At 64.9% G+C, this 11700-nt stretch carries 8 protein-coding genes; 4 read left to right on the plus strand and 4 right to left on the minus strand.

Annotated features, from left to right (window positions below; genetic code table 11):
• Positions 1-720 (minus strand): hypothetical protein (locus SX243_21910; GenBank protein MDY7095639.1); only part of this gene is annotated, 720 nt, incomplete at its 3' end.
• 107 nt (positions 721-827) lie between these two features.
• Complete coding sequence (locus tag SX243_21915) at positions 828-1334, minus strand: VOC family protein (GenBank protein ID MDY7095640.1); 507 nt, start codon at positions 1332-1334, stop codon at positions 828-830.
• Between the two features lie 570 nt (positions 1335-1904).
• Between SX243_21915 and SX243_21920 the strand changes: the two genes are divergently transcribed.
• Entirely contained in the window at positions 1905-2645 is a 741-nt protein-coding gene (locus tag SX243_21920; protein ID MDY7095641.1) for a hypothetical protein, read from the plus strand.
• Positions 2642-3115, plus strand: coding sequence for an MOSC domain-containing protein (locus tag SX243_21925; GenBank protein MDY7095642.1), 474 nt, complete (start codon positions 2642-2644; stop codon positions 3113-3115). Before SX243_21920 ends, SX243_21925 begins: the two co-directional genes overlap by 4 nt.
• 47 nt (positions 3116-3162) lie before the next feature.
• Here the strand turns inward: SX243_21925 and SX243_21930 are convergent, their stop codons facing one another.
• Together SX243_21930 and SX243_21935 are read right to left on the minus strand one after the other, a co-directional pair.
• Complete coding sequence (locus tag SX243_21930; GenBank protein MDY7095643.1) at positions 3163-5832, minus strand: choice-of-anchor B family protein; 2670 nt, start codon at positions 5830-5832, stop codon at positions 3163-3165.
• Positions 5833-6030: 198 nt separating this feature from the next.
• Positions 6031-6672 carry a response regulator transcription factor gene (locus SX243_21935; GenBank protein ID MDY7095644.1) on the minus strand — a complete coding sequence of 214 codons (642 nt, stop codon included), beginning with the start codon at positions 6670-6672 and terminating at the stop codon, positions 6031-6033.
• 429 nt (positions 6673-7101) lie between these two features.
• Between SX243_21935 and SX243_21940 the strand changes: the two genes are divergently transcribed.
• Positions 7102-8208: a hypothetical protein gene (locus SX243_21940; protein MDY7095645.1), complete on the plus strand. Its 1107-nt coding sequence runs from the start codon at positions 7102-7104 to the stop codon at positions 8206-8208.
• Between the two features lie 460 nt (positions 8209-8668).
• Positions 8669-11700 (plus strand): hypothetical protein (locus SX243_21945; protein MDY7095646.1); only part of this gene is annotated, 3032 nt, incomplete at its 3' end.

The raw sequence follows: 11700 nt of genomic DNA on the forward strand, positions 1-11700 counted from the left end.
ATCGAGGTTCCCACCCTCCGGAGCCAAGTCCGACTTGTTCTTCTGCTGGTGGGAATTGTCCGGGCGGATGGTGTAGTGGGGCTCGAAGAGCAGCCGGCGATGCTCGTCGGAGAGCTCATCCAAACCCTTGAGGTTGGCGAAGGTGGTGGGCACGGCATCCGGATTGCGGATGCACAGCATGCCGATGTAGTCGCCGCGGAGGGGATGGAAGGCGTCTTCCGTATGCCACCACAGCAGCTGCTCGCTGCCGCTCCCCAACTGCTCGCCCTTGTGGGCCTCGATGGGGGCGATGTCGTGCACCACGCGGCCGGCCTGCTGAGTCGACCAGCCGATGCACTCGCCGAGCAAGGTGCCGATGAGCACCAGGTACATCTCCTCCTCCACCACCCGAGCCCGATCCTCTTCGAACTTCCAATGCGCCGGCGTGCGGCCCACCTTGGTCTCGTCGATGGGGTAGTTGGCGACGACCAGCACCGCTTCCCGCGGCTCTAGCTGCTTGAAGTCGTTCACCACCTTGCGCACCCGGCGGGGCAGCTGGTGAGCGAAGAGGGCGGCGTTGAGCAGGAAGTCTTCGCTCTCAGCGGAGCCGTAACGGCTCTTGAGGTCCTCCAGGATCTTGCGAATCTCGTGGATCTCCTCCTGCTGAAGCTCGAGCCGCACCTGCTCGATACCACCGATGGTGGCTACCGAAGTTTGGCTGGGGGTCATTACGTTGGACACAGGATCACCTCTATCTTGCGGTCAAATCATTGGCTCGGTAAAAACTCATCATCGCCTCGCCGAAAGCACCTGGCGGTCAGGGGCCTTCGGTGGCAGGAGCCGGGGAATCAGAAGGTGTCCTTCGACTCCAGCTCCTCGAACAGCTGCTGGACGCTCTCGTCGGAGAAGTCCCCGTCCTCGTCGACGTGCTCGATGAACTCGAACATCATCCCGGAGTTGGGCTCGCGGTGGGAGAAGCGCTGAACCAGGCCGTTGTTGCGAATCAGGCCGGTATCGAAGTCCAGACCGCTGCCCTCCAGCTGCTCCACGACCTCCGGGAGACCCTCGAGGCCAATGGCGATGTGCTGGACTCCCGGGCCATAGTGCTCGACATAGCGAGTCACCTGGGACTCCGGCGAAGTGCCCTGCAGAAGCACGAAGGTCAGCGGCCCGGCCTTCATGACGGCAGAGATCATGGCGCTCTTCTTGCCCTTGGTCTCACGACGCTCCACGAGCTCCATGCCGAGAACCTCGGAGTAGAACTGGATGGACTCCTCGAGGTCCTTGACGGCAATGGCCACGTGGTCGATGCCGGTTGCTTTTGCTGCGAGAATCGAAGCGAGCTTCGCTTCCATAACGTGCCTCCTTAACGGTGGTGTTCTAGATATCTGATAGCTGAAGCCGCAGCTGCCTCGAAGACTTCGCTCGGCGAGCAATGAGGTTTTGAAAGGATCCCCGGGCAAGCTTCTTCCGCGACATGAGAAACAGCTCATAAGGTCCTACGTGAAAAAACGCAGAACCACGTCAGTATGTTCTACCAACTTCAAGGCCTGGCGCGTCACCATGGTGCAAACCTTGTGAGTCAGCCCTGGGGCGACGGTGCCGAGACGACAGGGACTCAACGTCCTGCTGTCTAGTGAGGTGCGAACGGGGCGGGGAATCGGGACAAGAGAATCTTCTTGTTTTTGCTGCTCCAGCAATCAGAGAACGGGATTGGAGCTCGACCGGGGAGCCGCGCTAAACTGCTCCAGTGGATGGACCTACAGCCCTCAACCTCCCCCAGCCGAGGAGAGCCCGTGACTATACACAACCATCGATACTTCTGCCACCCCCTGAATCGAGGCCTGCGCCTGGCGATCCCAGCCCTGGCGCTGAGTTTCTTGCTACAGCTCGCGCCCCCGCTCATGGCGGCAGAAGATTCGCCGATGAAAGATCAAGAGAGCTCGGAAAAGTCAGGCCCGACGGCGCCAGACGAAACAGCCCAAGAGTGGGCTCACCGCGTCCTGGAAGCCCTTGGCGGCGCCCAAGCCTGGTCCGATACTCGCGCTCTGAGCTTCAGCTTTGCCGGCTTCCGAAGCCACTGGTGGGACCGCCAAACCGGCGCTCATCGGTACGAAGGGACCACCCGGGAGGAAGGTCAGCACTACGTCGTGCTGCACAATCTCCACGATCGCAAGGGGAAGGTCTTTCTCGATGGCGAGCTGATCTCCGGCCGCGATGCGGAGGAATGGCTGGACCAGGCCTATTCCGCGTGGATCAACGACACCTATTGGCTGCTCATGCCCTACAAGCTCCAAGATCCTGGCGTCCACCTGACCTACGAGGGCGTCCAGGACTTCCAGGGGAAGCCCCACGAGACGCTGCTGATGAGCTTTGAAGGGGTCGGCCTGACCCCCGGTGACCGCTATTGGGTGTACGTCGATCCGCAGACCCACCTGGTCGCCGGCTGGTCCTACATCCTGGAGAGCTACGAGGCGGACCGCCCCGCCACCGCCTGGGCCTGGGGGGATTGGCAGCGCTACGGCGAGATCCTCCTCGCCTCGGAGCGCTCCCAGGTAGGCGGCGACCGCCAGCTGCCCATGCAGGACATCGCCGTCTACGACCAGCTGCCGGCCTCGATCTTCGAGGACCCGAGCCCCCAGCTCGGTGCCGGCGAAGGTCAGTGAGCACCCCGACCACCGGCGCCGAGAAGGCCACCGGCCGGCTCCAGCGCATCTGGCTCAAGCGGGTCCGCCGCGGTCCCATGGACCTGCAGGACCGGGCGACGTTGATCGCCGGGGAAGGCCTGGAGGGCGACGCCAGCCGCGGCCGCAGCCGGCGTCAGGTCACCCTCATCGAGGAAGAGCTGTGGCAGGAGATTGCGAGGGAGCTCGGCCCGCAAGTGGATCCGGTGATGCGCCGCGCCAATCTACTCGTCTCCGGCGTCTCCCTCGCGGAAAGCCGCCACCGCATCCTCCACATCGGCACCTGCCGGCTCCAGATCCACGGCGAGACCCGCCCCTGCCGGCTGATGGAGGAAACCCTCCCGGGCCTGCAGGCCGCCCTCGACCCCGATTGGCGCGGCGGCGCCTTCGCCACGGTCCTCACCGGCGGCGAGATCGAGGTGGGAGACGAGGTGCGGTGGGAGGCCGACTGAAGCCCTGAGAGCGCCAGCCTCCGGGCAACTCTTGCCGAGCTCGAGGCTCAGGGGCCTCCTAGCTGGGTGAAGCTCCAGGCGGAGAGATTCCCCGCCTCGAAGCCATCCCCGAAGATCGGTCCCGGAGCGCTGGTGCAGCTCCCCGGCACCTGCACGTGCTCGAGGGTGATGTCGTCGACGTACCAGCCTTCCTCGGTCAAGCCACCATCGGTGGAGAAGATCCAGCGGATCTGCACCTCCATCCCCTGCCAGGGGCTGAGGTCGGCGACGTACTCGTCCCAGCTGAAATCGAGGCCGGTGAACGCCGGATCCCCCTCCTCGAAGCCACAGGCGTCGGAGCTGGCGCGGAAAGTGGTGGGATAGTCCGGGGTCAACCCCAGAGTCTGCCAGGTCGCGCCGCCGTCGTCGGAGAGCTGCACCACCCCGCCGTCCCACCGATATTCGACGTTGAAGATGGTCCAGAAGCTCAGGGTAGAGATCTGTCCCGACGTCAGGGTCAGGGGCGGCGTGAGCACCGCCGTGCACTGCTGATTGCTGTAGGTCGAGAAGAAGCTGCGGTCGCCGCTACTAGCCCGGGCGCCGGAAAGCTCCCAGCCGATGTGCTCCTGCGCCGTGCCCCCGCCCACGGAAACGGTGGAATTGTAGGAGAGATTGGGATCTCCGACCTCGGCGCCGGTACCGAAGAGCCCGTCCGCCAGCGGACCGGTGGCCGCGGCGCCCAGCCGCACCAGATTGTCCTCCTGCGCATCGTTGCCGCCGTCCCGGGCGCGCACGGCGTAGAAGCGCTCTTCCCCATCCGTCGCCGCCGTGTCCACATAGCTCTCCAGGATCAGCCCTTGGGCGATGCGGTTGGCCTCGTCCGGAATGAACCCGGGCACCGAGCCACGGTACACCGAGTAGGTCACCTCGCCGCCGCAGTTGGCGGTGGCGGCGGGCCAATCCAGCTGCAGACCGCAGCCGGCACCGGCGAGGTTGGTGACCTCGGCGAGGCCGCCGAAAACCGGCGGCGCGATGCAGGCTCCGGTGGTGGTGGCGGAGGCGCAGGGGCTGGGTTCCGACTCGCAGAAGCCGGTGGCGTCGCGGCGGGTCAGCTGGTACGAGTACGGCACCTGGCCGGACACGCCGGGATCGCTCCAGCTGCTGCCGGTCAACCCACTGGCCACCTGCTCGAAGGCACCGCCGGGACAATCACCGTAGGCGCGGTAGACGTCCAGAGTCTCGCCGGGTTCGAGGGTGGTGGTCCAGCTCAGGTCGATGACCAGGTCACCCCCGGCGGTGGCGGTGAGGGCGTCCGGCGCCGTCGGCGCCTGGCAGAGGATGGGGCGCAGCAGGAAGAGCCCCTCGCCGATGCCGCTGACCAGCACCGTGCCGCTCTCGAAGTAGGGATAAACGCTCCACGCGCCCTGGAAACCACTGCTGTCGCTGGTGGGATAGATGTCGAAGAAGGCGACCTCGGTGAGCACTCCGAGATCGATGTCCTGGAGGCTCAGGATGCGCAGGCCGCTACGGTAGTTGGCCTGGTAGACGTAGCCGTCGTGGACGTATTGGTTGTGGTCCGTAGCAGGCACCGAACCGGTGTGCGTGGCCAGCACCTGCGGCGAGTCCAGATCCGCCAGATCCCAGATGTAGGTCTTGGTGTTGTGGCCGAAGCTGCCCTCGTCGAGCTCATCGTCCATCAATAGATAGGCGTGATCCTCCGTCAGCCAGGCCTGATGGGTGTAGCCGAAGCCCATGTAGCCGGTGCGGGAGAGCTGCACCGGAGTCCCCTTGTCGGTGACGTCGACGATGGTCAGGGTGTCCTCGTTGCTGTTGAAGCAGATCTCCGCGCCGTCATGCTCGGTATCGGGGCCGTGGTAGATCACGCATTGGGCGTCGTGAGTGTAGCCATCGTCGCCGAAGCAGCCGGCAAAGGCCGGGTCCAGAGGATCGGTGAGATCGAGCATGTGCAAGCCGCCGGAACAGGCCTCGAAGGGCGGATCGCTCTCCCGCGAGCCAACGCCATAGGCGAATCCGCTCTCGTCATTGATGACCACATTGTGGGTGCGGCCGAAACCATCGTAGTGAGCGGTAGCGCTGAAGGTCACCGGCGGGTCCACCACCTTGTCCAGCTGGGTCAGGTCGAAAATCTGCAGACCGTGCCCCGACGCCTCGCTGGTGATGTAGGCGTAATTCCCGTAGGTCTTGACATCCCGCCAGGTCGAGTTGGTGGTATGCGTGGGCAGGTCGCCCAAATACACCGGCTCTTCCGGATCGCTGACGTCCACGAAGGCGGTGCCGTTGGAGCGCCCCATGAGGGCGTACTCCTTGCCCGTCGCAGGATCCGTCCACCCCCAAAGATCCGCCCCCGAGCCCCCACCGATGGCGCTCAAAGGCATGTGGGCGAGCAAATCCACCCGCTGGCAGGGAAAACCCTCGGCCATACCGTCGACGCAGGGATGGGCGTGCTCCGTAGCCGTCCTCTCCTCCCCGCTCTCCACCGCCTCGGCCCGCTGCGCCAACATCTCTCGCTGGCTGAGGGTCAACCCACCGCTGGCCTCGTAGGCCTCGAAGCTCTCATCCGGGCCAACGGCCCCGGAGCCAAGCCCCTCAGCAGCGGGCACCGCCGGCAGCCCCAGCAGGAGGCAAGAAACCGCCGAAACGAGGATCAGCAGCCGTCGCGGACCGCCCTTCCCAACGACAGAGGTACCCTCGGCTTCCCTTCTTTCCCAAACAATCATGGTCGATCTCCCAGCTGGCATCCGACTCTCACCGGCGCACCTTCGGTCCGTGACCCTCCAGCCGACACAGAGCCTCGAAGGATCAGAGAGTCTCAAGCGATCAAAGCGTCTCACGAGTATAGAGCAGCTGCCCGCTCCGCCTCGAACCCGGCGGTCGCGGGGCTGAGAGCGTCCGGAGAGAGCGCCTGCTGACGAACTTCAGAGGGAAGCCCAACCCTGGCTCAGGGCGTGGCGGGCGATCTCTACCCGGTTCCTCAAACCCAGCTTGCTACCGATCTTCAAGCAGTGGCTGCGCACCGTGACTTCAGCGATGCACAGCTGGCGAGAGATCTCCGAGTTGTCGAGACCCGCTCCTACCAGGGCCGCAACCTCGGTTTCGCGATCCGTCAGCGAGGAGCCCGGGGGCTTGGCCCCGGGAAAGAGGAACGATCCGATGACATCACCGCCCACGGCGGAACTGAGGAATCGGCCCCCGGCCAATACCGTGGCGATCGCCTCGAAGAGCTCTCTCGGATCGGATCCCTTGACCAAATACCCCGATGCGCCAGCCTCGAAAGCAGCCCTGACCTGCTCCGGCTCGTCGTGCATGGTGAGGATGATGACGGGGATGTGAATGCGCCCGGAGCTCAACCGCCGGGTGGCCTCGAGACCATCGAGACCGGGCATCGCGATGTCGGTGAGGATGATGTCGGGGCGAAGCACCGGCGCCAGCTCCAACATCTGTCGACCGCTGGTCGCAATGTCTACGACCTCGTGGCGAGTCTCCAAGAGCTTGCGGAGAGCGAAAGCAACCAGCTGATGATCATCGACGAGCAGGATCCGCGCTACCTTTTCGGGCATCGATCTCCTCCAGGAGACTCGGGTCTCCTCCACTTCTTGCCCTCCCCTTGGGGCCGTTGGAGCGCAGCCGTTCACGTTGTCTCGAGATGGTATCCGGCAAGCATCCCGAATCAATCTTCAGCATATTATTGCACCTTCAATCCTGTATGCCATCTCCTCCCTCGAAGAAGCCTCCCGCATCAACGCAGCGTTGACCAGCCTCAACCTGGCGTTGATCCTCAGCCCTCAACTTCAACGCTCCGTCCATTGCCTACTTCTTCAGCGACAACTTATGCTCGTTTGGACTGTTCATTTTCTTGATTCAACTACAGGCCTGGCCAGACTACGAGCCAATCCCTACCGGTCTGACCAGATCCAAAGTCGACCCGATCAACAACGAGCCTTCTACCCGGTTCGTGTCACCGCCGCCAGGCAGGACGGTAGCGCACCATGAGACTCCTTTTGCTCAACATCGCCGGCCATACGGACCTGGGCTGGGCCCCCCGTGCCGAAACCCAAGCCGCCCTGATCAACGGAATCGCTCAGACCGGCGTCGACACCTCGCTGGCCGAAGCCCGAGACACCCGAGAGCTCGAGGCACTGCTGGCTGAGTTGCCTCCGGCAACCCTGATCTGGCCCAACGCCTACTTCATCCCCGAGTCTTCCCCCGACGGCCCCCTACGGTGGCTGGCCGAGATCCTCGAAGAACATCGACTGCCCTTCATCGGCTCTCCCGCCCCCGCTCTGCAAGCCATGATCCACAAGGACGACTGCCAGCGACGGTTGATGGCGGCTGGCTTGCCAATCCCTCGATTTCTATCCCTCAACGAAGATTCCTTCGCCGGCGGGATGAGCGGGACGCGACTCGCCACCACGCTGGCGCAAGCGGGATTGTCCTGGCCCCTGGTCATCAAACCCGCCTCCACGGCCGGTAGCCACGGCATCGCCCGGGTGACGAGCCTCGACGAGCTGATGGAACAAATCGAGTCGATTCGCGGCCAATACGGCTCGCGAATGCTCATCGAGGAGTATCTGCCGGGACACGACGTCACGATCGGCGTTCTCAACTTCCACGGGGAGCTCGCTCTGCTGCCCACCTGGTACGAATTCGAAGGTCTGACCACGGGCGTTCTCGACTTCGCGGTCCGCCAAGCCCCCTGGGCCGGTCCGAAGCGGATGCGGAGGGTCACCGAGCCGGAAGTGCTGGCCCAGATCGAGGAAGTGATTCCGCAGGTGGTGGACGTCCTGGGCATGCGAGACGGGACCCGCGTCGACGGCCGCCTCGACGCCCAAGGAAAGCTGCGGCTCTTCGACGTCAACGGCATGCCGTGCTTGGAGTCCCCCAACTCGGTGCTGGTGCACCAGGCCGTGACCTTCTGGGAGGAAAGCGATCCTGAGGTAGCTGTGGACCTACTCCTCGCCGCCCTGACGGCGAGCGCTGCGGAGCGCCAGGGGCTCACCGCTCCGCCGGCGCTGCTGGCCCAAGCGAGCCGGGCCGCCAGGCGTTGCCGTCCTGCCGCCCGAGCGATGCCCCTGGCAGCCGGCGCCAGCCTGTAGCGTCGCGATTCGCGGGGCCGTTGCGCTGTAAGAGCTCTTTGGGCCACCAGAGCGTCACTCCCGTTCAGCTGCGCGGTGTCGTAGCCTAGGGAGCCTATTCGAGCAGCATCAGCCACGCCCCACCTTGACCACCGACCTCTGGACCCGGTACACCTCCCTCAGCCGAAGTCGTCGAGGTTGGACAACCAAGACTCGGCCGAGAAGAGCCGGCCGCAGCGCGCTGCGCGCTTTTCAGCAGGCTCCCAAGGCACGCCCGAAGCAACTAAGCAACTTCTGGCAATCCGTCAGAAGTTTTCTCAGTGTTGAGGGCCACCTCTGGCACCTCCCAACGATTTGAGAAAATTCAACACATCCCGTGGCCACTTTCTAAGATTTTGAACCCAGAGAGTCATGAAGCGTTCATCCACGGAGCCATGACAGCCACCCGACTGAAGGCAAGAGCGTGAAAGGGGATTCCACGATGCGGCGAAAGGGCACCAAAGAACAGACGTTCGAGACAAGCACCCGCTTCCGATCAGTTCTCGGAGCTCTGTGGTTACCAATAGCCCTCGCCCTCACCATTCCCCTCCCAGCCGCCGCCGACGTCTATCTGGCCACCGACCGCGGAGCCCTGCCGGCGGACCGGACCACCGGTAAGATCTTCGATCCTCTCCCCGGGACCGCCGACGCCCGGGCAGTGGCCGTGGATCCGGCGAGAGAGCTCGTCTGGGTTCACACCGGCGAGGAGCTCGCCGCCTTCGGTCTCGACGGAACGCCGGTGCTCTCGGTGCCCGCGGACGCAGGGGAAGAAGGGATCGCTCAGATGGCCATAGATCCCGAAGACGGCACCGTGTGGTTCGGCAGCGGCGAGGCCGTGAGCTCCTTCGCCCCCACCGGCCAGGCGCTCCAGGAGATTCTCCTCGCAGCGGACCTCCGAAGCCTCCTCACCACCGAGGTCGGTCTGTGGATCGCCACCGCCGAGGCGGTGACCCTTCACGATCCCGTCACCGGCGCCGAGGTGCGCAAGCTGCCCCTCGGCGGGGGGACCGAGGTGCGGGCCCTGGCGGTGGATGCCGAGAGCGTGTGGGTGGCGTCGGACGAGCAAATTCTACGGTTTGTCGAAGATCCATCGGGCGAGGCGGAAGACGGCAAGCCCGGCGAGTCCGAAAACGCCGGAGCGCCCACCAACAGCTTCGCCGCTCCCGGCATCCTGGCTCTCGCTCCCGGCGGAGACGAGACCCTCTGGGTAACCGATGGCGTCGCCGTCACCCGAGTCGATGCCACCGGCGAGGTCCTCACCTCGGCACAGCCCTTCGGCCCCGCTGGAGAGAGCGCCGATGGGGAGGGCGAGCTCGGCATCCACACCTTGGTTGCCGACGCCTACCCGGGCTCGGTCTGGGCGGTGAGCGAGGCGGGGGCCGTGCGGCTCTCTCCCTCCGGCTGGGAGATCGAGCGCTTCGAGCCCCCGGTGAGCTTCGGCGAGCCAGTGGAGGTGCGGGGCTTAGTCCCCGGGACTGTGCCGGAAGACACCGTGGGTCCCGAGCTGGAGATTCTCCGGCCCGCAGACGGCGCCGAGCTGGAGGAGCTACGGCCCGAGATCGAGCTCGCCTGGAGCGACCCCGGCACCGGCGTGCGGCCCGAGAGCCTCGCCCTGACCCTCGACGGTCAGCCCTTCGGCATCCCCTGCACGGTCTCCCCGCAGGGGGCCGTCTGCCGGCCGAACGAAGATCTGGCCGAGGACGAGCATCTCTTGTCCGCCACCGTCGCCGACCACGGCGGCGTGGAGTCGCTGCCGTCGCAGGCGAGTTTCCAAATTCTCTCCGGGGACGCCGGAGATGACGGAGACGATGTCGATGAGGCCTTTGGCGGTCCCGACCCCAGCATCTACCAGCCGGTCGAGATCGACCGGGGCCTGATGCCCAACCGCCCCTTCCAGGGTCTCGACGGCATCGACGCCGTCGACCTGACCTCCGGCAACCTGGTGCTGAGGATCCCGCTGGGCCAGAGCTACTCCGTCGGCGACCGCCTCTCCTACGGCTTCCAGGCGGTGTACAACTCCAACGTCTGGGAACCTCTCCGCGTCGAATGCTACGGAGACTGCACCGACATCTTCCCGCCGGTGACCTTCTCCTCCACCAACCTTTCCGCCAATGCGGGCCTCGGCTGGGAGGTGCACTTCGGGCGACTCTTCGCGCCAGCGCCCGACCGGCCCGGAAACCTGCGCTCTTCCGACGGCCAGCGCTTCCCCAATGTGGCCACCAAAGTGGATCCCTCGGATGTCCATACCCGCTGGCTCTATGTCGCTCCCGATGGCTCGCAGCATTCCCTGCATCTTCTTCCCGGCCGGCGGGCTCCCGGCGACCCGCAACCGTCCATCCTCCGCCACTCCAAGGACGGGAGCCAGCTCCGGCTCGTCCTATCCTCGAGCACCCAAGTCGAGCTCCAACATCCCGATGGCGTAGTCTCGGTCTTCGAGCGCACCGATTCCTTCCTCGGCACTCTTTTCTGCGGTGTACCCGGAGAAGGCGGCAACGTGGTGACCGGCTGTTGGCGCCTCAAAGAACGCAAAGACCCCTACGGCAACCGCATCAGCCTGGCCTACCAGCTCAACGCCAGTGGTCAGGAAGTCTGGACCGTTTCCGACAGCACCGGCCGCAGCCACAAACTCTTCTTCGACCTCGACGCCATCTCTCGTGCTGGGGGCGACGGTCCGGGGCCGTTCACCACTCCCGACGGCGACGAATGGGGCGACCTCCGGCGGATCCTCTCCCACGTCCAGCTGGCGAGCTTCGGAGGGAGCACGGCGACCTACAATTTCCATTACCGCACCGAAACCACGATGCGCGGCTGCCCTCACGATGACGACTTCCCGACCGCCTCGAACACCCTGACCACCCGGGTGCTCGACGGCATCGACGGTCCCGAGGGGCAGAGCTGGAAATTCGACACCTTCACCAACCCATCCGGCGGCTGCTCGAATCTGGCGGGCAAGATCGAGGCCGTCCAGGCGCCGACCAAGGGCTGGCTGCGCTTCGAGTACAGCTTCTGGGAGTTTCCCACCCGCTGCGTCTACCGCAACGATCCGGATCTGGAGCCACAGACGCTTCGCTACGGAGTCACTACGAAGATCCAGCAAGACGCCAACCGTGCCGAGATTGGGCGATGGAACTACGCCAGCGAGCTCCTGCCGGTGATTCCCACCTCCGATTGGTCGGGAACGACCTGCCGGCGGGCGGAGTACCGGAAAACGACGGTCACCGACCCGATCGCGGACAACACGCGCACCAAGACCGTCAACTACACCTCGGTCTACGAAGGCTCCTCGAACCCTGTCGCTACGACCCCCATGAATGAACTGCAGGTCACAGATTCCGGCTTGCCCTACTCCAAGCACTCGTACACCCTAGGCCCCGGCAACCAGAAGCTCTTCCTGTCCCAAAAGACCTCCAAGTGCAACACCAGGGATGGGATCTGCACGCCCGTTCGATCCATCTACCGGCGCTACGCCATGGA

The organism is Acidobacteriota bacterium, from assembly GCA_034211275.1.
Taxonomy (GTDB): Bacteria; Acidobacteriota; Thermoanaerobaculia; order Multivoradales; family JAHZIX01; genus JAGQSE01.